This window comes from uncultured Paracoccus sp. (genome assembly GCF_947496875.1).
Lineage (GTDB): Bacteria > Pseudomonadota > Alphaproteobacteria > Rhodobacterales > Rhodobacteraceae > Paracoccus.
Genome location: NZ_CANMEH010000001.1, coordinates 391,585 through 413,991 on the forward strand (window position 1 = coordinate 391,585; position 22,407 = coordinate 413,991).

Sequence of the window (22,407 nt, forward strand, 5' to 3'; positions counted from 1 at the left end):
CCATCCATGACTGCCACCCCGCATCTGACCATCGTCGATCACCCGCTGATCCAGCACAAGCTGACCATCATGCGTGACAAGCGCACCTCGACATCGGGGTTCCGCCAGCTGCTGCGCGAAATCAGCCTGCTGCTGGCTTACGAGGTGACCCGCGAACTGGACCTGACCACGACCGAGATCGAGACACCGCTGTGCCGGATGCAGGCCCCGGTGCTGGAGGGCAAGAAGCTGGCCCTGATCTCGATCCTGCGGGCGGGCAACGGCCTGCTGGACGGGATCCTCGAGCTGATCCCTGCCGCACGGGTCGGGTTCATCGGGCTTTACCGCGATCCGGTGACGCTGCAGCCGGTGCAGTATTACAGCAAGGTGCCGGCGGATCTGAACCTGCGGATGGTGATCGTGGTCGATCCGATGCTTGCGACCGGCAACAGTTCCGCGGCCGCACTGACCCAATTGAAGGCCGCCGGGGCCAAGAACCTGCGATTCCTGTGCCTGCTGGCGGCGCCCGAGGGGGTCGCACGGATGCGGCAGGCCCATCCCGACGTGCCGATCTATACCGGCGCGCTCGACGAACGGCTGGACGACCACGGCTACATCGTGCCGGGTCTCGGCGACGCTGGCGACCGGATGTTCGGGACGAAATAGGCGTTTCGACCCGTGTGCGCGGGAACGCCGCACCGCAAGACGCCGGATCAAAGGACAGGACGAGGCTCGAGCTTGCCCGGTCGTCCAGTTGGAGATGGCGGAATTCCGGTCTTGCTACGGGACCGTGGCGGCCCCCAGCAGCTTTCAGCGGGCAGTGCGGTGCCAGTCTGCGCAAGATGCGCGCGGCCGGACAGCAGCTTTCGGGTGAATGAACTGCGCTAGGGCTCCATGGCCGTGTCGCAGATGCGCTGCAGTTGGACCCACTCGCCCTCGGTAAGGACCGGCTTTTCGGGGGGCGCCATCCGGAACGGGTCAGCCTCGATCAACGTCAGGACCGCCTCGCCACTCGGGTCCAGCGACCGTGCGTAGGGGCTGCTGGGCACGCCGACGCTGGCAAGGCGTTCCAGCAGCGCGTCGTCATCGCTGGGCCGCGGCGGGGCAGACGCCAGCAGCACCTCGCCATAGCCGTCCAGGGCGTCGTCGGGCAGCAGGCCGGTCGTCAGCAGCGAAACGGCCGCCCCGAAGCCAGCAAAGGTCAGGGCGGCGGCCATGGGATCCTGTTCCTCGGCGACCAGCTGGGCGGCCACGACGTGGCCCAGCGCGGCATGGGGCGCGGGCTGTCCGATGATCAGGTCGTCGCCCAGCACGATCAGCTTTCCCGGCAGGGCGCGGGCGCCCCGCAATGTGCTCGGCAGCACGACGACCCGGCTGTCGGCCCCGGTGACACGCCGGGCCAGCCGGTCCAGCACCGCCGAACCCGCGGCCCGGCTGCAGGGCGCCCCGGTGGTCTCGGTCAGTTGCGTAAGGACCTGACGGCCGACCGCCTCGCGCTGTGCGGGCGGGGCAATCAGCGCCGCGTGGCGGACCGCAGCGCCCGGCAGCCATGCGAGCCCCCCGAGCACCAGCACCGCCGCCGCCGCCACAAGCAGCCCGCCCCGCAGCCGGCCCGGCCGCGGCCGGCTGGCCTGGATCGCCGTGTGCACCTTCTCGATGGCCGAGATCATCAACTCGTCGTCGATCTCCAGGATCTCGTCGGTGGCCGGCACGCCGGGCGCAAAGATCGCCGGCTTCTGCCCGGGATTCAGGCGGGTCACCGCGGGCAGGGACCAGTGCGACAGCGGCTGGTCCGACTTGGGATCGGTCAGGATCAGCGTGGCGTCACCAACCGACACGATCACGTCGCGCACCGCTTCCTGTGGAGCCTCGCGCCAGACACCCGACGCCTCCAGCCGCTGGAACGCGCTGAGGGCGGTCACGGCGAGGCTCCGGTCGAAAAAGCCGATCCGGCGCAGCCTGTGCAGCACGGGATAGCGCAGGCACGGCGCAGGAATCGCGCGCCGCGACCGTCCCCGAGCGTCATGCTGCCCGCTCCGTCATCGACATCCTCACCATAGGCGAGGCAAAGGTCTGCTACAAAACGGCATGGGTCAACAAGGACGAAGGACCCGCTGGCGCAGCTGTGATCGGCACCGATCTGTATCGGCCCGAAACTCGCGCGCGAGTCAATAGTCCTGCGCGATCGCCATGCCCTTGTCGCGGGCAAGGTTGCGCATTCGCTCCTGCAGTTTTTCGAAGGCGCGAACCTCGATCTGGCGAATGCGTTCGCGGGACACGTTGTAGCGCGTCGACAACTCTTCCAGCGTCAGCGGCTCGTCCCGCAGCCGGCGTTCCATCAGGATGTCGCGTTCACGCTCGTTCAGCACGTCCATCGCGGCGGTCAGCATCGAGCGGCGCGCCTCGAGTTCGTCCGCTTCGGCGAAATCGGCCGCCTGGTCGGCGCTTTCGTCTTCCAGCCAGTCCTGCCACTGCGCCGTGGAATCGCCGTCGGCCGAGCCGATCGTCGCGTTCAGCGACGCATCGCTGCCGGCCAGACGCCGGTTCATCTCGATGACTTCCTGCTGGGTGACGCTCAGATCCTTGGCGATCTGGGCGACATTCTCCGGCCGCAGATCGCCTTCCTCCAGCGCCCCCAGCTTGGCCTTGGCCTTGCGCAGATTGAAGAACAGCTTCTTCTGGGCGCTGGTGGTGCCCATCTTCACCAGGCTCCACGACCGCAGGATGTATTCCTGGATCGAGGCGCGAATCCACCACATGGCATAGGTGGCCAGGCGAAAGCCCCGTTCCGGATCGAACCGCTTGACCGCCTGCATCAGTCCGACATTCGCCTCGGAGATCACCTCGGCCTGGGGCAGCCCGTAGCCGCGATAGCCCATGGCAATCTTGGCAGCCAGGCGCAGATGCGAGGTCACAAGCTTGTGCGCGGCCTCGGAGTCCTGATGGTCCACCCAGGCCTTGGCCAGCATGTACTCCTCCTCAGGCTCCAGCAGCGGAAACTTGCGGATTTCCTGAAGATAGCGGTTCATCCCCTGTTCGGGGCTGGGGGCAGGCAAGCCGGTGTAGTTAACCATGACGGTCCTCTGGGCCACGGGGCCCATTCATGCGCGCGGAAAGGTAGGGAACGCGATCAGCCGGGGATGGTTCCGGCCCGCAGTACCGTAAGCAGCCCCGCCATGTCGGGTGGCAGCGGGCTTTCGAACGCGAGCCATGTACCGGTCACGGGGTGGGCAAAACCCAACCGCGCCGCGTGAAGGGCCTGTCGCGGGAACGCCGTAATTGCAACTGCGGCATCGATTCCCAACGCCTTGACCGATGGTTTGCGCGATCCGCCATAGACGGGATCGCCGATCAGCCCCAGCCCGCAATGGGCCATGTGCACGCGGATTTGGTGGGTGCGCCCCGTTTCCAGCCGGCATTCCACCAGCATCGCGGCGGGGGGCGATCCGAACCGCTCGAGCATGCGGGCGCGGGTCACGGCATGACGGCCGCGGTCGCGGGTGACAGCCTGCCGCTGGCGATCCGTCGGGTGGCGCGCCAGCCGGGTGGTGACGCGCAGCACGCCGCCGGGTTCGAAGGCGACGCCGGGCAGGCCCCGCAATCGCGCATCCGCGGGGTCGATGATGCCGTGGGCAAGGGCGAGATAGGCACGGTCCGCGCTGTGATCCGCGAACTGGCGGGCGAGGCCCTGATGGGCGCGGTCGGTCTTGGCCGCCACCAGCAGACCGGAGGTGTCCTTGTCGATGCGGTGGACGATTCCCGGCCGCGCCGCGCCGCCGATGCCCGACAGGGAACCGGCGCAATGCGCCAGCAGGGCGTTCACCAGGGTGCCCGACGCGCTGCCCGGCGCCGGGTGGACGACCATGCCGGCGGGCTTGTCGATCACGATCAGGTCGGCGTCTTCGTGGACCACGTCCAGCGCGATCGCCTCTGGCCGCGTCTCGACCGGTTCGGGGTCGCCGATGCGGATGCGATAACACTCGCCTGCCGCCACCCGCGCCTTGCCGTCCTGCACGACCCCTGCGGGACCGTGCACCGCACCCGCGCTGATCAGCCGTGCCAACCGGGATCGCGACAGGGCCGCCGCGTCTGGCGCGGCCACGGCCAGCGCCTTATCAAGCCGCGTGGGCGGATCGTCGGGAATGGTCAGGAACAGGTCGGGCATGACGCAGGACGATACGCGTGAGGTCGTTGGGACGGAAGGGCAGGGCGCGCCCAGGGGGGCAGCCGATCAGCAGGTGCCGGAGCTTCGCTGGCTGCGCCGCCTGGTGACGGCGCTGGCCGCGACGATGGCGCTGGGCATGCTGGCAGTCGCCGGCATCCTGTGGCTGCGCCTGTCCGCGCCGTCGCTGCCCGCCCTGCCGGCTGATCTGCAACTGCCGGCAGACGTCACGCCGGCGGCGGTCACCTTTGCCCGCGACTGGACGGTGGTGGTCAGCGAAACGGGCGACATCCTGCTGTTTGCGCGCGACGGATCGTTGCACCGGCGGGTGCCGGGGCGTTGACGCCGGGAGGCAGCTGCTCAGCCGACCGGCGGCTCGTCATGTGAACCGTCACCGGCGTCGGCTGCCGCGGGTTTCGTCTTGTCGAGTTCTTCGATCCGGGCGCGCAGTTCGGCGTTCTCGGTCCGTGCCTTGATCGCCATCTCGCGCACCGCCTCGAACTCCTCGCGGGTGACGAAGTCACGCTCGGCCAGCCAGCGGTCGACCCAGCCCTTGAACGCGGTTTCGGCCTCGTCCTTCGCGCCCTGGGCCACGCCCACCGCGTTGGTCATCAGGCGCGACAGATCGTCGAACAGGCGGTTCTGCTGAGTCATTCCGGGGTCCTTGCACGAAGATTGCCGTTTGCGGTCCTATATGGCCCTAGGGCGAGCTCGCTTCAATGTGCCGGGCGCCGGCGTTGACTTGCCCGCGCCCACCGTCCAAGCCTGCCGCGGCGCAAATCGCCGTCATATCCGGCCGACGGCACCAATCCCGAGATCGACTGTCGCATGATCCCCTTTCCCGACATTTCGCCTGACATTTTTTCGATCACCATCGCCGGGCGTGAATTCGCGCTGCGCTGGTACGCGATGGCCTATCTTGTCGGCCTGCTGCTGGGCTGGCGGATCATGGTCGCGCTGATGCGGCGCCCCGGACTGTGGGGCGGGCAGGCGCCGATGCGCCCCGGTCAGGTTGAGGAACTGCTGACCTGGGTCGTCGTCGGCGTCGTTCTGGGCGGGCGGCTGGGCTTTGTCCTGTTCTACGAGCCCGGATACTATCTGGCGCGGCCGACCGAGATCCTGCGGGTCTGGCAGGGCGGCATGTCCTTTCATGGCGGGTTCCTGGGCGTCTTGGTGGCCGCGTGGCTGTTCGCCCGCCGCAACGGCATCGCGCCCCTCCGCCTGGCCGACGCGCTCGCCGTGGCCACCCCGGTGGGGCTGGGACTGGGCCGCATCGCCAACTTCATCAACGCCGAGCTGTGGGGGCGCCCCACCGACCTGCCTTGGGGCGTGATCTTTCCCGGCGAGGCCGCGCAGGCCTGTGCAACGGCGCTCGGCCCCTGTGCCCGCCATCCCAGCCAGCTCTACGAGGCCGCGCTGGAGGGCGTCCTGCTGTTCGTGGCCCTGCTGTGGCTGGTGCGGCGCGGCGGGCTGCGGCGGCCCGGCCTGGCGCTGGGCGTGTTTCTGGCGGGTTACGGGCTGGCGCGCTTCATCGTGGAGTTCTTTCGTCAGGCCGATGCGCGGTTCATCACCCCCGACAATCCCTGGGGCCATGTTCTGGGCGGCCCGGTATGGGGGATCAGCATGGGTCAGCTGCTGTCGCTGCCAATGATCCTCGCCGGGCTGAGCTTCGTCTGGCTTGCCGGGCGCGCGCGGCGGTGACGCCGCTCGCAGAGTTGATCATCCGTCGGATCGCACGGGATGGGCCGATGCGGCTGGATGACTTCATGCAGACCTGTCTGCTGCATCCCGAGCACGGCTACTACACCACGCGCGAGCCGTTCGGGACGGCAGGCGATTTTACCACGGCGCCCGAAATCAGCCAGATGTTCGGGGAACTGGTCGGGCTGGCCCTGGCGCAGACCTGGATCGATCAGGGCGCGCCGAAGCCCTTTGCGCTGGCGGAGCTTGGCCCCGGCCGAGGCACGCTGATGGCCGACATGCGGCGGGCGATGGCCCGGGTGCCGGGTCTGACCGACGCTGCACGGATCACGCTGGTCGAGGCGTCGGCCCGGCTGCGGCAGATCCAGAGCGCGCGCCTTGGTCCGGTCTCGCATTGCGGCGGCGTCGATGAGCTGCCCGAGCTGCCACTGTTCCTGGTTGCCAACGAGTTCTTCGACGCCTTGCCGATCCGCCAGTTCGTGCGGGTCGACGGGGGCTGGGCCGAACGCATGGTGACCGTTTCCGAGGGCGCGCTTGCACTGGCCCTGGCGCCGCCCGTCCCGCTGCCGCGCGACGGTGCGCCGGGCGAGGTGTGGGAGGATCGGCCAGCGGCCGCAGCGATCATCGCCGCGATCGCCCGCCGGATCGTGCGCCATGGCGGCGTGGCCCTGATCATCGATTACGGCACCTGGGACGGGTACGGCGACAGCCTGCAGGCGCTGCAGCGTCACGGCCGCGCCGATCCACTTGACCGTCCCGGAGAAGCGGATCTGACCGCGCATGTGGATTTCGCCCCGCTGGCCGCCGCCGCGGTCGCGGAAGGCGCGGCGGCGTCGGCCCCGGTCCCCCAAGGGGCGTGGCTGCGCATGCTGGGGATCGAGGCCCGGGCCGCGCGTCTGACAGCCGCGGGAGATGCCGGTGCGCAGACGGCGCTTCACCGCTTGACCCATCCGGCCCAGATGGGTCACCTGTTCAAGGTGATGGCCATCTGGCCGCCCAAAGCCCCGCCGCCGCCCGGTTTCGCCGTGTTGGAGAGTGATGCAGCCCGCGCTTGAAATCCTGACCCACCCGGCGCTTGCGCCGCTGCGCCACGGGTTCTTCACCCGCAAGGGCGGTGCCTCGTCGGGCCTATTTTCGGGGCTGAACTGCGGGCGCGGGTCGTCCGATCAGCGTGACGCGGTCAGCATCAATCGCCTGCGGGTGGCCGAGGCGATGGGCGTCCCGACCGACCGGTTGGCAACCGTTCACCAGGTCCATTCAGCCGATGTGGTCACGGTCGGCCCGGGCGATGATCTTGCGGCGGTCTGCACGACCGCGGCCGACGCACTGGTCACTGCAACGCCGGGCATCGCCCTCGCCGTCCTTACGGCGGACTGTCAGCCGGTCTTGCTGGCTGATCCCGATACAGGGGTGATCGGGGCGGCTCATGCAGGATGGCGGGGCGCGCTGGACGGGGTTCTGGACGCAACCGTCGCCGCCATGCAGGCCGCGGGGGCCGAGCGGATCCGGGCAGTGATCGGTCCGTCGATCAGCCAGCGGGCCTACGAGGTCGGCGACGAGTTCATGGACGTGTTCCTGGCCGATGATCCCGCGAACGGCCGGTTCTTCAGCGGCGGCCCGGCCGGCCGGCCGCTGTTCGACCTGCCCTCCTACGGCCTGGCGCGGCTGCGGGGCCTTGGCGTCGACGCGGACTGGTGCGGTCACTGCACCTACTCCGATCCCGCCCGGTTCTTCAGCTATCGACGGGCGACGCATGAGGGCGCCGCGGATTACGGCCGACTGATCTCGGCGATCGCTCTGTAGCGGACAGGGTTCCGCAGGCGCGTGAACGCAGACCGTCGCACGGCGGTGAGCTCCGCGTGATTTTGGCGGGTAGCGCCCCACGTTGTCGGATGGCGGGCCGGCCGCGGTTGCGAGAGCGGGGCGTCGGACGAGGTGTGCAACGCCGGTCGGGTTTCGAACCGCTCGGCGATCCATTCCGTCGCTAACCCCCCGGCGCGCCACGTCAGAGAACTCCGGCCGGAAAAATCCCGCTTGCGCCCTGTGTCCCGCTTGGCTAAACCCCGCCGCACGGTTGGGGCGTGGCCAAGTGGTAAGGCATCGGTTTTTGGTACCGTGTACCGTAGGTTCGAATCCTACCGCCCCAGCCATGAAAACCGAAAAACCACGCCAAAACAGCCGGGTAAGTGCCGTCCGCACGGCCCGTGTGTCACACCCGCCGCAAACTGTGACACATGCTGTGACACATGCACGGCGCGGCCGGCGCCGGGCACCCGGCTTTCGCCGCCCCGCCGGACCCTATCTCCAGCGCCGCGGCCGGACCTTCTACTTCCGCAAGCGCCTGCCGCTGCCCCTCGCAAAAAAATGCGGCCGGGCGTTTCTGTGTTTCTCCCTGCGAACCCCTCTCCTTCCCGAAGCGATGATCCGCGCCGCGCGGCTCCTCGCCCTACTCAGGGAAGAAGAGGCTCAGCTCATGGCCCGACTGACAGGCGACCATCTCGGCGCCGAAGCGATCGATCTCATCCTGGCCCGGATGTGCCGGGACATGCTGTCCGCCATCATCGCGGACCAGGACAGCCGCGACGCCCTCGATGACGACGAGATCGACCGGCGCATCGAGGCCGCGCAGGAGAAGGAAGCGCGGCTGAAGCGGGCGGCGCGGCGCAACGACTTCGACGAGATCGCCCCGGCGCTGCACGACGCGGCCGACCGGATCGGGCTGGACCTCCCGGAACTGCGCGCCGATCTCGGCCGCCGGGCGATCGAACTCGTCCGGGAGATCTGCCGGGTCGAGGCGCGGTCACTCGATGGCGACGACGCGAGCAGCGCCGCGAAAGCGGTCGCCGAACGCCTGGGCGCTCCCTCGGTCGAGGCGCTCATGGCCGATCCGGTGCACATCTCCGCGGCCTGGGCGCAGGCGCTGAAGAACTATCCCACGCGGAGCATGAAGGGGAACATCGACGCGCCGGCGAAGCTGCTGCTGGAGTATTTCGGCGATATCCCGGTCTCGGCGATCTCGGTGGCAGAGCAGCGGGAGTTCTTCGCATGGATGGCCGGCTGCCGAAGGATCACGGCAAGAAGCATGGCAAGAACCGCTACACCTCGGTCGGGATCGAACGGACGAAGCAGGAGGAGATCGACGCGGCCGACGCCAGGGACGCCGCCGCGATCGCGGCGATGCGGGCCCGGTCCGAGCTGTCCGATATCGAGAAGCGGGCGCTGCTGGCCGAGCAGCTGACGCCGCGGCTTTCGCTGGAGACGCTGAAGCGAAACCGCAACGGCGTGAACCGGATCTTCAAGGCAGCCAGGACGGATGGCGGCCCCGCGGTACCCGAGGCCCTGTCCTACCGCGAGATCGAGCGGATCGCGACGACGCGCCCGGAGCAGGACGACCTGCATGTGCGCGTCACCCGGCCCAAGTTGCGTCTGCCCTGGACCGAAGAGCGGCTGGCGGCCTTCCTGACCTCGCCCCTCTTCACCGGATGCTGGTCAGCGCAGCGCCGCTGGATGCCCGGCCCGGTGATCATCCGGGACGCGACCTACTGGGTGCCGCTGATCATGCTGACGCTGGGGACGCGGATCGAAGAACCCGAGTTCGGCGATGTCGGTGACGACATGGGCGACGGCGGCTTCTGGGACGCCTGAGCGTCCGCCCCACAACAGGAGAGGGCCAGCATCGGCCCTCTCTTCACCCGAGGGGCCATTCGAGGCTCATCGGAGGAAAATCGGAGGAAAACGACATGACGATGACGAACAGGACGATGTGCAGCACGGCGATTGCCGCGGTTCTGAGCCTTCCACTGGCGCTCGGCCCCGTCTGGGCCCAGCAGTCACAGGAGAATGGCCAGGCAGGCGAGGCGACAACTCAGTCTCAGGACACTGCCTCCACTCAGAACGGAGAGCAGACTGCAAAGAACGCAGAACAGTCCGCAGAGGCCGAGTCGTCTCAGGACATGGGGCAACAACAGGCCCGGGAACAGTCATCGCAATCGGCAGCTGGCGCGAGTGGTTCGGCCAGCAAGGCCCCGGACACGCTCGTGGCAACCGTCGGCGAAGCCGAGATCCGCGGCTCGGACGTAATGATGGTGATCGGCATGTTGCCGCCACAGCTGCAGTCACAGTCGCCGCAGATGCTGGTCCCGATCGCGCTGGAGCAGCTCATCCTTCGCGAACTCGCCCTCGAGAAAGCCCGCGGTCAGAACCTGGCCGAGGATCCTGAGGTCATCGCATTGGTCACGGGCGCCACGCAGACGGCCGAAGATGACGCGATGGTGCAGGTCTGGCTTGATCGGGAGCTGGCCAAGGCGGTGACCGACGAGGCCGTGCAGACGTCCTATGATGAAGCGAAGGCATGCCGAGTTCTTGGTCGAGAGAGCAGTGGCAGCAGGCGTCGGCAGGTACAATACTTGATGCGACTTTCGCGTGGGAGCCGGGCATCAACCCTCATGTCAATCAGCTTTCAGTTGCGATGCTGAACGCCATTGCTGCGCCCAGCAAGACCTCGAGCATGGGCGCAAAGCCGCAGATCGCAGCGCAGGCCACGATGCGTGATAGACGTGAACACATCACGAACGCCTCTGGTGCGCCGACATCACCTATCTGCCGATGCGCTACGCTGGAGGCCAACTTCTGCGACGAGGTGCTGAACGAAGCGGTCCACCGCTTCGGCGCGCCAAGATCGCCGATCCTCAACATGCCGCTGAAGAACCCGTTGCCCAGCCGACTTGAGCGGAGATCGTCCGGTGTGTCCTTCTGTCCTTCTGTCCTTCGTCTGGTCCAGGGTCATCTCGTGAAAAGCTGTTTTCGGATCATCGCACAGCGGCATCCGCACCATCGACAGCGATCCAGGGACTTCGCGTTTCAACTGCACTCATGCTTGTCCACGGAGGACCATTCTGGAGCGCCCGACATTTGCTCGGAGAGGGCATCGGGCCAGGGCGACTCCTCGGCCGTTGACGTAGGTCTGGGCCATCACCGCGCTTCATTTCCTTCTTTGGTTGCGGCGGCCTCCGGGAGTCCCATGTCGATGCTGACGGCATCCAGATGCTGTGCCATGGACTGGTACGCCGCCGTCGCGTCTCTGGCCGCGATCGCCTCGATCACGCGAGCGTGCTGATTGCTATGCACCTGGGTGAACTCGGCGACGCCGACGCGACGGTAGGTGCGGTCCCATTCCCTCTGCCAAACCGCCCGGCAACGTGCGCTCGAGAAGTGGCGCAGGAGCGCGATGAGGAGCGGATTGCGGGCTACCTGCGCGATTGCCTGGTGGAACGCGTCATCCGCCCGCTCGCAGGCAGCACGGTCTCGCGCCGATCGACCTTCTTCGACGCGCCGGCTCAGGAGGGCGAGATCGTCGTCGACACGGCGAAGCGCTGCCGCGGCGGCCACCTGCGGCTCAAGCAGGCGTCGCGCATCCATCAGCTCCGCCGGCGTCGTCGCCTCGAGCAACAGGGTGTCCTTCACCGGACGTCCGAGCGGCGCCCGCCCGCGGAAGGTGCCTTGGCCGACATGCCGCCAGATTTCGCCCTGGACCTCGAGTGTCGCGAGAGCCGCGCGCAGCGTCTCGCGGCTGCACCCGATCAAGTTCTTCAGCATACGCTCGGGCGGTAGGCGGTCGCCCGGCGCGGGCGCCCAATCCTCGAGAACGCGCCACAATCTTTCTCGCGCTTCATGCTTGTTCGTTCGCACGCGCAGGCCTCCACTTCGGGCCAATTTGCAGACCAATCCTGCTCTCTGGCAATAGGTGCCGGTTACTTCCGGAGGCGCCAATGCTTTCTGTCATTATTCTCACGATCGCCGGCCTTCTGGCGGGCGGACTGAACGCAGTCGCCGGCGGCGGCACGTTCCTGAGCTTTCCCGCCCTTGTCTGGCTGGGCATCCCGCCGATCATGGCGAATGCCACCGCGACGCTGACGGCCATGCCCGGCTATATCGGCAGCGCCTAAGCCTACCGGCATGACCTCACCGCTGAGGGAACGCTCCGCCTTCCCGCCATCATCCTCGTGGCCATTGCTGGTGGACTGGCCGGCGCAGCGCTTCTTCTGTTGACTCCGGGGGAGGCCTTCGTCAGGATCGTTCCCTGGCTGCTCCTGGCGGCGACTTGCCTCTTTGCCGCCGGTCCGCAGCTCCTCGCGGCCGTCCGCTCTCGCGGCAACGGCGCCGCGGGATCGCTCCTGTCGGCAGCCGCCATCCTCGGGGTCTCGATCTACGGCGGCTACTTCAACGGTGGGCTCGGCATCATGCTGCTCGCCGTTCTGGGACTGATCGGGTTCACCAATCTGCATGGGATGAACGGCCTCAAGAACTTGCTGTCTGCGATCCTGTCCGTCGTTTCCGTCGCGACCTACGCCACTGCCGGACTCATCGCGTGGGACTCCGCCCTCATCCTCGCCGTCGCGACCACGATCGGTGGCTATCTGGGCGCCTGGCAGGCGCGGCGAATCCAGCGCACCGACCTATTGCGCACCGCCATCGTCGCGGTCGGGGCGGCCATGACAGTCGTCTTCTTCGTCGTCTGACGCTTGAAGGATCAGCCCGTTCGATTTGTCATGGAGATCTGCATCGAAGGCCCGAGCTGGCGTTATCCGTCGAGGTGTCCGGATCGTGCTGCCTTCCGGACTGGGCCGCCATCCGTGGCAGATGCGATCGAGGGAGGACGGGGAACCGGAGCCGATCCGGGGAAACGGGATCGAGGAAAAACTTCCCCGCGTCGCCGGCGCGGACCACCTCGAACAGCTCCTCGTACCCGTCCGGCCCCACGGCCCAGAACAGCCGGGGCCACGATCTGAGAATGCCAGCGACCTTCCTGTAGGCGTTCTTGGCCACCTTTGTTCGCGGGTTCCTGCTCCAATGGAGGGATCGCGCCGAACCTGGTCATGTCGGCGATGAGCTGGTCTACCTCCCTCCTCGTCTTCTTGACCTCGCCCGCAACCAACTCGGTACCCCGATCCTCGTCATATCCCATGAGGTCGAACTGCCAGGCTGCCTTGGATTGAGGGCCGACCTGCGATTGCGGCCAGTGGTACGCGTCGATCAGCCGTGCGAGGGCGCCGATCGTGATGATCGGCTCAAGCCAGAGGTGGACTTTCCTCGAGCCTGCGATCCAGCTATCTACCCACAGGATCTGCTATTTTGTCTTGGCCATATCCGAGGAGAAGAATCCGGACGCCTCGTGCACATAAGCCGCTTCGATCGCACGCATGAACCAGTGCGCATCGAATTCGCTCATGCTGTCGAGGTTTTTCCTGACGAACCCTTCTGGCTTCGCGGCTCGCAGAAGGAAGGCAACCAATTGGAGAAGAGGTTTGCGGCGAATTTGTTTCTCTCTTGTCCAAGCATCTCCACCAACAAAAAATCGCCAGCCCCGTTCTTTGAATGACGCCGGCGCAGCCCGTCAGCAAGTTGTTCAAATAGTCAGTTTGCTGACAAATTGACCCATCTGTCGCGTCATCATGCTTGTCGCGGCGATACTGACATGGCAATCTTGGCACGGGGACGGACCTTTCAGATGAAACGGGCGCAAGCCAATGCGCGTGGGAGCCGCCGGAAAATTCGACACGGCTTGTGAGATGCACCACAACCTGAATGACTCTTTAGCTTGAAGTCGTATACCTGCTCGCGGACTGTCCAAGAGCCTCATCGCAGCCGCGCAGCCGCGCGCCCGATGAGTTCGACACCTGTAGCGATGTTGGTTTCCGTGATCGACGAGTAACCCAAACGAAAAAAGGGACAGGGCAGACGCGGCGTTTCGAAGAACGCGGCACCTGCTTCTATCAATACGCTTTCGGCCCGCAGCTCTCGACTAAGTTTATCACTGTCGAGCCCCTCATGACCTCGAATCCAGATGCTGGATCCGCCTTGGCGCGCCGCCCCGGCGATTGTCAGATGAGCTACGTCTTGCAGCGCTTTCACCAGCGTCGCGCGGCGCTCGGCGAAAATTCGTCTGAGTTTGACGATGTGCGCATCATAATGCCCGTAGGCGAGGAAGTAGGCTGTGATCCGCTGCAGGTGCCCCGGCGGGTGACGCAGCATGACCGCTCGCAACTCGCGTGCTCTGGCGATTAGCGGGGCCGGTCCGACCATGTAACCTATGCGAAGACCTGGGAACAGAGATTTCGAAAAACTGCCCACGTAAATTACCCGCCCATCTTGGTCGAGCGATTTGAGGGATGGCTCCGGCGGCGCCAGATACGACATTTCGAACTCGTAGTCGTCTTCAATGATCAAAAAATCACGCTCCGTCGCCAATCTGAGCAACTCGCGCCGGTTGACCAGGGGCATAGTGATCCCGGTAGGAATGTTGTGGCTGGGGGTGACCATGACCAGCCGCGCCTCGGGGGGCAGGTCCGCCGGGTCAAGCCCCTGAGCCCTGATCCTCTGGAAGTGCACGGGGCAGCGGGCGCGCCGCAGGATCTCGGCGAAGTCGGGATAGCCCGGCTCCTCCATGACCGTGAGACGGTCGGGCGCCGCCAGCAGTTCGACGGCCATGTAGAGCGCGTTCTGTGCGCCGAGGGTGATCAGGACGTTTTCGGGCTGCGCGCTTATGCCTCGCCTCGGCAGCGTATTGGCGCAGATAAAGTCTACCAGAAGTGGGTCATCTTGCCCGTACTGATCCGCGGCGAGCTCTGAGAAGTCGTGTCGGGCCGTCGCCTGCCGAACGCATTCGCGCCATGCACTTAGATCGAACAGCGATGGATCAGCCTGACCATAGATGAACGGGTAGCGGTAGTTCCGCCAATCTGCGGGTTTGTGGATAACCCGCCGTCGTTGTGGTGCTTGCGCCAGCCAGTCTGACCAGCTGACGCAAGATCGTCCCTCAGGATTACTTTGCGGTTGTATGCGACGATGCGGAACCGTCTCAGCTACAACAAATCCAGAGCGCGGGCGAGCCTCGATATACCCCTGAGCAACGAGCTCCTGATAGACCAGGGTGACAGTCAGCCGGGAGATTCCAAGATGCCGTGCCAGCTCACGACTTGACGGCAACTTTGTACCGGGCGCGTAACGGCGATCAAGGATCAGCCGCACCAACGCGGCAGACAGTCGTCCCTGAAGTGTGACCCCGAGGCTCTCGTTCAGGAAGATCGAGTCGGGAGAAATGCCATGCTCCATGTCTGTCCTCTTCCGGCGTGCGCTTCGCCGCAGCTTCGGAACTGGACCTATGCTTAGCATAAACTGGCGATATGCTCACTTCCCTAAAACTGTCATTGACGGATCTCATCCGGCCGAGGGAGCAGCCGGGGAGGGAGGACACATGACCATTCTGTCGAAGAAGATGCGCAGCGTTGCCGCTGCGGCGGTGCTGGCGCTGACTGCTGTACCGGCGCTGGCAACGGAGTTTAAGGTTGCCGTGGGCGATGGAGCAGGCGGCTCGCAGGAGGCGCTGGGGGCCGCGTTTGCAGCCGCGCTGGCGGAGCAGTCTGGTGGCAAGCACAGCGCCAAGCTGTTCCTGAACGGTCAACTCGGCGACGAGCAGGACACTGTCAGCGCCGCTGCGACCGGCACGTTGGATTTTTCCATCCTCGCCATCAACAACATCACGCCCTTCTCACCCGAGGTTGGCACCCTGACGCTGCCGTATGTGATCATGTCGCAAGAGGATGCGGAGAAGATCACTCAGGGTGAGATCGGACAGGAGCTGATCGACAAGACGATCGAGAATGCGGGCGTACGCATCATCGGCTGGGCATATTCCGGGTTCCGAGTGTTGTCGAATTCGAAGAAGCCCGTCTCGACCGTGGCCGACCTGCAAGGACTGGTTGTTCGCGTTCCCAAGAACGAGATCATGATCGAGACCTACAAGTCCTGGGGTGTCAATCCCACGCCGATGGCGTGGAGCGAAACCTTTGCCGCGCTGCAGCAGAAGGTCGTGGACGGTCAGGACAACCCCTATCTGACCATCTATGCCATGAAGTTCGATGAGGTCCAGAAATACATCACGAACTTGCGCTACATCTTCTCCATCGAGCCACTGATCATCAGCGAGCAACTGTTCCAGTCTCTCAGTGCCGAGGAGCAGGAGCAGGTCCTTGAGGCCGGTCGTATCGCTACCCAGGCATCGTCGGAGTTCCTGAAGACCGAGGAGGCCAAGATCAAGGAGGAACTGGTTTCGCGCGGTATGGAGATTTCCGATCCGGCGAACGACGAGCAAGAATTCATCGAGCTCGCGACCAGTACCGTCTGGCCCAAGATGATCGACAGTGTGGGCGGTAAAGAGGCCCTTAATAGGGTGCTAACCGAACTCGGACGCGATCCGGTTCAGTAATCCTGATTTGGTTGGCTCGCAGCCTGATTGGCTGCGGGCCAGGTCCCAACAACCCGCACCGCAACGCTGCTGCCTTGGAGGCAACGGATGGAACGCTTATGGCGTCATCTTGACCGGCTTGAGAGCTACGCATGCCAGTTGCTGTTGGCCGTGTTCGTTACGCTTCTCTTCGTGCAGATCATCGCGCGCCAGCTGTTTGGCTTTTCCATCACCTGGATCGAAGAGCTGTCGATTGTTCTTTTCGTGTGGTTTGCGTATTTCGGCGCAAGTTATGCGGCCCGTATCGCCGCCCATAACCGCGTGTCTTTCCATCTGAACGCACTGCCGCGCAGGACGGCCAGAATCATCGAGGCGATAGGAGATCTGTTCTGGGTCGCGTTCAATGTTGTCTTCATATGGTACGCGATAAGCTTCATCAGCTTGCTGAAGCCGTTCGTCAAACTTCAGACGCTCGGCTGGCAGATGAAATGGGTGTACGCCGTTCTGCCCGTAGCGTTTGCCTTGATGACCATTCGTATCCTCCAGGTCAATTACCTCAAGCTGGTGCGCGGAGTGGATCCGCGAGATCCCGACCAAGTGGAGGTCGAGGAATTGCTCGAACTGGCAGGCGATGACGACGCGGAAGCCCATTCACGGAGGATCCACTGATGAACGGTCTTCTGATCGAAATTCTATTCGGCAGCTTCTTCGGTCTCATGCTGCTCGGTGCGCCGATAACGGTCGCGCTTGGTGTGTCGGCGCTGGCGTCGATGCTGTATCTCGGGGACAACCCGATCAAGATGGTGCAGATGGCCTGGTCATCGGTGGGTTCGTTTCCGCTCATGGCATTGCCGAGCTTCATCCTGGCGGGCGCGCTGATGGAAGCAGCCGGACTGTCGCGGCGACTGATCGCCGTCGCAGAGACGCTGGCAGGCTCGTTCACTGGCGGCTTGTCGGCTGCAACGATCATGGCGTGCCTGTTCTTCGGTGCGATTTCGGGATCGGGGCCGGCAACAACTGCCGCAGTCGGCATGCTGATGATCCCGGCGATGGCGCGACAAGGCTATGGCCGCGGTTATGCTGCTTCCGTCACCGCCGCGGCGGGAGGTCTGGGAATAATCATTCCGCCGTCCATTCCGATGGTCATCTATGGGATTTCGGCAATGGGACTGCAGGCTCCTCCCGCCGCGGTCGAAGCACACGGCACGTTCCAGTCAGTCTCGATATCGAAGATGTTCATCGCGGGCTTCCTTCCGGGGCTGGTAATGGCGGGCGGTCTGCTGATCATGAACTACATCCGGTCGCGGATGCGGGGATTTCACGGCTCCGATAAGCCTTTCTCGCTTCGCGAGGTGATGTGCGCCAGCTACAGGGGCTTCTGGGCGCTGATGGCCCCGATTGTGATCCTCGGCGGCATCTATTCCGGTTTCTTCACACCGACCGAGGCAGCCATCGTCGCGATATTTTATACGCTTGTCGTCGGTGCGGTGATCTATCGCGAACTGGACCTGAAGATGGTCGTCACGGCGCTTGAGACGACAACCTGGCTTTCTGGCCGAGTGCTGATGGTGCTGTTCACCGCGACGATCTTCGGGCGGATCCTTGTCGAAAACGATGTGCCGGGGGCCATCGCGGGCGGGATTCTGTCCTTGACCGACAATCTCTATCTGATCTGGGCAATGGTGATCGCGATGCTCTTGATCGTCGGCATGTTCATGGAAACCTTGGCAGCGATCATGATCCTGGTGCCGGTTATGCTTCCCGTCGCGTACATGATGGGGATCGATCCGATCCATTTCGGCATTGTCATGCTCTGCACCTTGTCGGTTGGATTCCAGACTCCGCCTCTCGGCGAGAACCTCTTCATCGCTTCCGGCATCTCCGGGGTCTCGATCGAACGGATCAGTCTGCGGGCCATCCCGTTCGCCCTCGCCAGCGTGTTCGCGATCTTCGTAATCGCAGCGTTCCCCGAAATCTCGCTGTGGCTGCCTCGCGCCATGGGTTATTGAACGAGGTTCCACAATGGCCCCTGTCACGCCAATAAGAACCCTGCTTTATGCCACGGACCTCTCGGATGGATCGGTTCATGCCCTCCGCTACGCGGTGCATCTGGCGGACGCTCTGGACGGACGCCTGCACCTCCTCCACGCACTTGAGCCCATTTCAGCGGAGGCGAGGATCACTCTGCAGAGCTACGTGACCGACCCTGAACTGTTGGCGCAGGCCACGACCCGGCGTGCAGAACTGGCGCGCCAGATGATGGCCGAGCGGCAGCACGAGTTCTGGGTGGAGGTTGGTGAGGACGCCGCAAGGCTGCGCGATCGTATAGCGGACATTCAGGTGCTTGAGGGTAACCCTGCCGACGTCATCCTCCGCCATTCGGTCCAGATTTCGGCTGACCTCGTTCTGATGGGCAGTCACGAGCACGGCTTCAACCATACCTTCCTGGGGCGGATTGCGCAGCGCGTGTTGCGACGCTCGCGCATTCCAACGCTCATAATCCCGTATCCGGACAACTGAAAGGACTCCACTATGAACACCAGGCTGGGCGCCGAACACCTGAAGGCAACATTCGATGCCTTCAACCGTCACGACATTGATGGGGTGATGACCCATTTCTCGGATGATTGCGTATTCTACACGGTCGCCGGCGACCATGTGTACGGCAACAAGGTGGTCGGCCGAGATGCCATCGCAAAAGCCTTCGAAGGTGTTTGGACATCGATGCCGGATGTTGAATGGGCCGACCATGAACATTTCGTGTCGGAGGACGGCACCCGCGGGGTCAGCCAATGGACCTTCCGCGCCACGAATCCGGACGGATCACGAACCGAGGTTCAGGGCGCCGACCTCTTTCGGTTTCGTGACGGCAAGATCGTCGAGAAGCAGGCAATTCGCAAGCAGCGCCCCCCCGTTTCGGCTTGATTGCCTCCAGTCCACCCGTTTTTCGAGGACGCCATGCAGACCATCGAACCGCGTCGTGAAGCTAAACCTTACGATCCCCATTACGATCCGCTGACGGCAAAGACGATCGGGGCGGGTTGTGATTATGCACCCACCTATTGGATCGGCACGGCCGGTCCCCCGCCGGAAGATGACGGCCGCGTTCGCGGCGGCATGGATGTCGACGTGGCGATCATCGGCTCCGGTTACACGGGCCTCTCAACCGCGATTCACCTTGCCCGTGACCACGGAATTCACGCACACGTACTCGAGGCTCACGGGACGGCTTATGGCTGCTCCACCAGATCCGGGGGGCAGGCACAGATTTCGTCTGGTCGTCTGAAGCGGAGCCAGTGGATCCAGCGCTGGGGCCTCGATGCTGCCAAGCGTATGCACAATGAGGTCGTCGAGGCATTCGAGCTGTTCCGCAGCTTGATCGATGAGATACCTTGCGATCCCCAGGACGGCGGACATTTCTACCTCGCTCACCAGGCCAGCCAGATCCCGACACTGGAGAAGGAGGCGGCGCTTCTGCGCGAAACATTCGGCTATGGCGCACGTGTCATGTCCCGCGAGGAGGTACATTCGACTGTCATCCGCGACATGGAAGCGCACGGCGGGATGTACGAGCCGGACGGGATCGGCATCCATGCGGGGAAGCTTGCCTTCGGGTACGCACGACTCGCGCGGGAGCTTGGCGCGAAGATTCACACCGACAGTCCCGTTGAGCGCTGGGAGATCGTGAACGGTGTTCATCATTTGCGCACCCCGGGAGGCACGGTCCGGGCCCGACGAGTTGCCGTGGCCACCGCGGGATATGCGCAACGTGGCCTGCACGGGCGACTGAAGGACCGCCTGATGCCGATCATGTCGAACAGCATCGTGACACGGGTGCTCACGGAAACAGAGTTGGCAGAAGTCGGCGCAAAGAAGCTGTCGCCGATCACCGACACCCGGACATTGCGGCACTACTATCGCTTGCTGCCCGACAATCGCCTTCAGATCGGATCACGGGCCGCGATCACCGGGAGGGATGCTGCTAATCCCAAGCATCTGGCTGCCCTGCTGGAGGGAATGGCACGCAAGTTCCCGGTCCTGCGCGGAATAGAGCTGGATTACAGTTGGTGGGGCTGGGTGGACGTCAGCCACGACATGATGCCGCGCATCACTGGGATGAACGATATGCCCGGCGCATTCTATGCCATGGGTTATGGCGGCAACGGCGTGATGTATTCCGCCCAGGCGGGACGACGCATGGCTCAACTCGTGGCTGGCAAAAAGCTGCCGGACGTTCCGATTTTCAACTCCGAGCTTCCTCACGAAGGCTGGAAGACGCCGTTCCGGCGTCTGGGTCAGTGGGGTCTCTACCATTATTATCACTTTCGCGACGAGCGCCAATAAGGAGACAGCGCCATGAAGATGACGACCGAAGAGGCTTTCGTCAAAGTCCTCCAGATGCACGGGATCGAACATGCGTTCGGTATTATCGGCTCGGCGATGATGCCGGTTTCGGATCTGTTCCCCGAGGCGGGAATCACGTTTTGGGACTGTGCTCACGAGACGAACGCGGGTCTGATGGCAGACGGCTTCACCCGATCCACCGGGAAGATGTCGATGGCCATTGCCCAAAACGGCCCCGGTGTGACCGGCTTTGTTACCCCGATCAAGACCGCTTACTGGAACCACACGCCGCTGCTGCTGGTCACGCCCCAGGCGGCGAACAAGACCATCGGTCAGGGGGGGTTCCAGGAGATGGAGCAGATGCGGCTCTTCGCCGACGCGGTTGCCTATCAGGAGGAGGTCCGGGATCCTTCCCGCATTCCGGAGGTCCTGAACCGCGTCATCATGCAGGCGTGGCGCAACTCGGCCCCAGCGCAGATCAACATCCCTCGTGACTTCTGGACCCAGGTCATCGACGTTGACCTGCCTCAGGTGGTCGCGTTCGAGCGTCCGGCGGGAGGCGAGCAGGCGGTATCTGACGCCGCGAAGCTTCTGTCGGAGGCGAAGTTCCCGGTGATCCTGTCGGGTGCCGGCGTGGTACTGTCGGGCGCGATCCCCGACGTGGTGAAGCTGGCCGAGCGGCTGGATGCGCCGGTCGCCTCGAACTACCAGCATAATGACAGCTTTCCGGGCAGTCACCCGCTGGCTGTAGGGCCGCTGGGCTACAACGGGTCCAAGGCCGCGATGGAACTGATCGCCAAGGCTGACGTGGTTCTGGCGCTTGGGACCCGGCTCAATCCCTTCTCGACCCTGCCGGGTTATGGCATCGATTACTGGCCAAAGGACGCGAAAATCATCCAGGTTGACATCAATCCCGACCGGATCGGCCTGACGAAAAAGGTTACTGTGGGCATCATCGGCGACGCCGGGAAGGTAGCCCGCGGGATCATGGCACAACTATCGGACGGAGCGGGCGACAATGGCCGGCAGGACCGCCGCGACCTGATAGGACAAACCAAGTCGGCATGGGCCCAGGAACTGTCGAGCCTCAACCACGAGCAGGATGACCCTGGCACGGAGTGGAACGCCGAGGCCCGCCAGCGCGATGCCGAACTGATGAGCCCTCGCCAAGCCTGGCGAGCGATCATGCAGGCTGTCCCGCAGGATGCCATCGTTTCCTCCGACATCGGCAACAACTGCGCGATCGGCAACGCCTATCCCACATTCGAGGCAGGGCGGAAGTATCTCGCCCCAGGCCTGTTCGGTCCGTGCGGCTACGGATTCCCGGCGATCCTCGGCGCCAAGATCGGCAATCCGGACACCCCGGTGATCGGCTTCGCCGGAGATGGAGCCTTCGGGATCTCGATGAACGAGATGACCGCTTGCGGCCGCGACGACTGGCCTGCGATCACCATGGTGATCTTCCGCAACTATCAATGGGGCGCCGAGAAGCGGAACACGACGCTGTGGTACGACAACAACTTCGTAGGCACGGAACTGGACCGTGACACGTCCTATGCCGGGATCGCCCGCGCCTGCGGACTGGAAGGCGTTGTCGTCCGCACGCCCGAAGAACTGACCCATGCTCTGCACGAGGCGGTCGAGCGGCAGATGAGCCAACGGCAGACCACTTTCATCGAGGTGCTGTTGAACCAGGAACTCGGTGAGCCTTTCCGACGCGATGCGATGAAGAAGCCGGTCGTCGTGGCCGGGATCGATCCGGCGGACATGCGCCCGCAGCAGGGCGCAGCCTAACCGGTCGCCGGGCGCGGCACTCCTCCCTCTGTCGCGCCCGGCAATTCCGTTCTCAGGCCCGCTTCGGGCCCCGCTCAACTGGCCAGGGTCCTCGCGCGTCCGGGCCGCCCCGCGCCCCCTTAGGATTTCCAAGATGGAGCTTTCCGCCTCCTCGAATGTGCCGTTTTCCGGCCGGCTCTCCGCT

General features: G+C 64.6%; 23 protein-coding genes, 1 tRNA gene and 1 pseudogene. 18 read left to right on the forward strand and 7 right to left on the reverse strand.

Annotated elements, in window-relative coordinates:
- The first annotated feature begins 6 nt into the window (after nucleotides 1–6).
- Complete coding sequence (gene upp, locus Q0938_RS01855; protein ID WP_299358526.1) at nucleotides 7–645, forward strand: uracil phosphoribosyltransferase; 639 nt, start codon at nucleotides 7–9, stop codon at nucleotides 643–645.
- A 218-nt stretch (nucleotides 646–863) separates the two neighbouring features.
- On the opposite strand, the gene Q0938_RS01860 is transcribed toward upp, so the two are convergent.
- From Q0938_RS01860 to Q0938_RS01870, 3 genes are all read right to left on the reverse strand, one after another.
- The gene (locus tag Q0938_RS01860; RefSeq protein WP_299358527.1) at nucleotides 864–1,901 is read right to left on the reverse strand and encodes a hypothetical protein; all 1,038 of its coding nucleotides are present in this window, start codon (nucleotides 1,899–1,901) and stop codon (nucleotides 864–866) included.
- A 246-nt stretch (nucleotides 1,902–2,147) separates the two neighbouring features.
- The gene (rpoH, locus tag Q0938_RS01865) at nucleotides 2,148–3,053 is read right to left on the reverse strand and encodes an RNA polymerase sigma factor RpoH (protein ID WP_299358528.1); all 906 of its coding nucleotides are present in this window, start codon (nucleotides 3,051–3,053) and stop codon (nucleotides 2,148–2,150) included.
- 56 nt (nucleotides 3,054–3,109) lie between these two features.
- Nucleotides 3,110–4,144 carry an RluA family pseudouridine synthase gene (locus Q0938_RS01870; protein WP_299358529.1) on the reverse strand — a complete coding sequence of 345 codons (1,035 nt, stop codon included), beginning with the start codon at nucleotides 4,142–4,144 and terminating at the stop codon, nucleotides 3,110–3,112.
- Between Q0938_RS01870 and Q0938_RS01875 the strand changes: the two genes are divergently transcribed.
- Nucleotides 4,143–4,484, forward strand: a complete 342-nt coding sequence (locus Q0938_RS01875) for a DUF6476 family protein (RefSeq protein ID WP_299358530.1) — start codon at nucleotides 4,143–4,145, stop codon at nucleotides 4,482–4,484. The genes Q0938_RS01870 and Q0938_RS01875 overlap by 2 nt on opposite strands.
- Before the next feature lie 17 nt (nucleotides 4,485–4,501).
- Here the strand turns inward: Q0938_RS01875 and Q0938_RS01880 are convergent, their stop codons facing one another.
- Nucleotides 4,502–4,795 carry an accessory factor UbiK family protein gene (locus Q0938_RS01880; protein WP_299358531.1) on the reverse strand — a complete coding sequence of 98 codons (294 nt, stop codon included), beginning with the start codon at nucleotides 4,793–4,795 and terminating at the stop codon, nucleotides 4,502–4,504.
- A gap of 174 nt (nucleotides 4,796–4,969) precedes the next feature.
- Here Q0938_RS01880 and lgt point away from each other — a divergent pair, with 174 nt between their 5' ends.
- From lgt to Q0938_RS01915, 7 genes are all read left to right on the forward strand, one after another.
- Nucleotides 4,970–5,842 (forward strand): prolipoprotein diacylglyceryl transferase, encoded by an 873-nt coding sequence (gene lgt, locus Q0938_RS01885; protein WP_299358532.1) that lies wholly within the window; start codon nucleotides 4,970–4,972, stop codon nucleotides 5,840–5,842.
- Nucleotides 5,839–6,897 (forward strand): SAM-dependent methyltransferase, encoded by a 1,059-nt coding sequence (locus tag Q0938_RS01890; protein WP_299358533.1) that lies wholly within the window; start codon nucleotides 5,839–5,841, stop codon nucleotides 6,895–6,897. Before lgt ends, Q0938_RS01890 begins: the two co-directional genes overlap by 4 nt.
- Nucleotides 6,881–7,645, forward strand: a complete 765-nt coding sequence (pgeF, locus tag Q0938_RS01895) for a peptidoglycan editing factor PgeF (RefSeq protein WP_299358534.1) — start codon at nucleotides 6,881–6,883, stop codon at nucleotides 7,643–7,645. The genes Q0938_RS01890 and pgeF overlap by 17 nt, the downstream gene beginning before the upstream one ends.
- A 272-nt stretch (nucleotides 7,646–7,917) precedes the next feature.
- A tRNA-Gln gene (locus Q0938_RS01900) sits at nucleotides 7,918–7,992 on the forward strand.
- A complete protein-coding gene (locus Q0938_RS01905) occupies nucleotides 7,992–9,080 on the forward strand; it encodes a DUF6538 domain-containing protein (protein ID WP_366942719.1) in 1,089 nt (362 codons plus the stop codon). Before Q0938_RS01900 ends, Q0938_RS01905 begins: the two co-directional genes overlap by 1 nt.
- A complete protein-coding gene (locus tag Q0938_RS01910) occupies nucleotides 9,020–9,487 on the forward strand; it encodes a hypothetical protein (protein WP_299358536.1) in 468 nt (155 codons plus the stop codon). Before Q0938_RS01905 ends, Q0938_RS01910 begins: the two co-directional genes overlap by 61 nt.
- 95 nt (nucleotides 9,488–9,582) lie before the next feature.
- Nucleotides 9,583–10,317 carry a hypothetical protein gene (locus Q0938_RS01915; protein WP_299358537.1) on the forward strand — a complete coding sequence of 245 codons (735 nt, stop codon included), beginning with the start codon at nucleotides 9,583–9,585 and terminating at the stop codon, nucleotides 10,315–10,317.
- Here the strand turns inward: Q0938_RS01915 and Q0938_RS01920 are convergent.
- Nucleotides 10,295–10,537, reverse strand: a complete 243-nt coding sequence (locus tag Q0938_RS01920) for a hypothetical protein (RefSeq protein ID WP_299358538.1) — start codon at nucleotides 10,535–10,537, stop codon at nucleotides 10,295–10,297. The two genes, Q0938_RS01915 and Q0938_RS01920, sit on opposite strands and share 23 nt — an antisense overlap.
- 276 nt (nucleotides 10,538–10,813) lie before the next feature.
- Nucleotides 10,814–11,530, reverse strand: coding sequence for an FCD domain-containing protein (locus tag Q0938_RS01925; RefSeq protein WP_299358539.1), 717 nt, complete (start codon nucleotides 11,528–11,530; stop codon nucleotides 10,814–10,816).
- 80 nt (nucleotides 11,531–11,610) lie between these two features.
- Here Q0938_RS01925 and Q0938_RS01930 point away from each other — a divergent pair.
- Both Q0938_RS01930 and Q0938_RS01935 read left to right on the forward strand, forming a co-directional pair.
- Nucleotides 11,611–12,360: pseudogene (locus Q0938_RS01930) on the forward strand (sulfite exporter TauE/SafE family protein).
- A gap of 299 nt (nucleotides 12,361–12,659) precedes the next feature.
- Nucleotides 12,660–13,220, forward strand: coding sequence for a hypothetical protein (locus tag Q0938_RS01935; RefSeq protein ID WP_299358540.1), 561 nt, complete (start codon nucleotides 12,660–12,662; stop codon nucleotides 13,218–13,220).
- Nucleotides 13,221–13,477: 257 nt separating this feature from the next.
- On the opposite strand, the gene Q0938_RS01940 is transcribed toward Q0938_RS01935, so the two are convergent.
- Nucleotides 13,478–14,953: a PLP-dependent aminotransferase family protein gene (locus Q0938_RS01940; RefSeq protein WP_299358541.1), complete on the reverse strand. Its 1,476-nt coding sequence runs from the start codon at nucleotides 14,951–14,953 to the stop codon at nucleotides 13,478–13,480.
- Nucleotides 14,954–15,095: 142 nt separating this feature from the next.
- Here Q0938_RS01940 and Q0938_RS01945 point away from each other — a divergent pair, with 142 nt between their 5' ends.
- The 7 genes from Q0938_RS01945 (at nucleotide 15,096) to xsc (ending at nucleotide 22,223) form a co-directional block, all read left to right on the forward strand.
- Complete coding sequence (locus Q0938_RS01945; protein ID WP_299358542.1) at nucleotides 15,096–16,106, forward strand: TRAP transporter substrate-binding protein; 1,011 nt, start codon at nucleotides 15,096–15,098, stop codon at nucleotides 16,104–16,106.
- Between the two features lie 87 nt (nucleotides 16,107–16,193).
- Entirely contained in the window at nucleotides 16,194–16,754 is a 561-nt protein-coding gene (locus Q0938_RS01950; RefSeq protein ID WP_299358543.1) for a TRAP transporter small permease, read from the forward strand.
- Nucleotides 16,754–18,094 (forward strand): TRAP transporter large permease, encoded by a 1,341-nt coding sequence (locus Q0938_RS01955; RefSeq protein ID WP_299358544.1) that lies wholly within the window; start codon nucleotides 16,754–16,756, stop codon nucleotides 18,092–18,094. Before Q0938_RS01950 ends, Q0938_RS01955 begins: the two co-directional genes overlap by 1 nt.
- A 13-nt stretch (nucleotides 18,095–18,107) precedes the next feature.
- A complete protein-coding gene (locus Q0938_RS01960; protein WP_299358545.1) occupies nucleotides 18,108–18,605 on the forward strand; it encodes a universal stress protein in 498 nt (165 codons plus the stop codon).
- Between the two features lie 12 nt (nucleotides 18,606–18,617).
- A complete protein-coding gene (locus tag Q0938_RS01965) occupies nucleotides 18,618–19,010 on the forward strand; it encodes a nuclear transport factor 2 family protein (protein WP_299358546.1) in 393 nt (130 codons plus the stop codon).
- A 33-nt stretch (nucleotides 19,011–19,043) separates the two neighbouring features.
- On the forward strand, nucleotides 19,044–20,429 hold the full coding sequence (locus tag Q0938_RS01970) for an FAD-binding oxidoreductase (protein WP_299358547.1): 1,386 nt from the start codon (nucleotides 19,044–19,046) through the stop codon (nucleotides 20,427–20,429).
- A gap of 12 nt (nucleotides 20,430–20,441) precedes the next feature.
- Nucleotides 20,442–22,223, forward strand: a complete 1,782-nt coding sequence (gene xsc / locus Q0938_RS01975) for a sulfoacetaldehyde acetyltransferase (RefSeq protein ID WP_299358548.1) — start codon at nucleotides 20,442–20,444, stop codon at nucleotides 22,221–22,223.
- Nucleotides 22,224–22,407 lie beyond the last annotated feature (184 nt).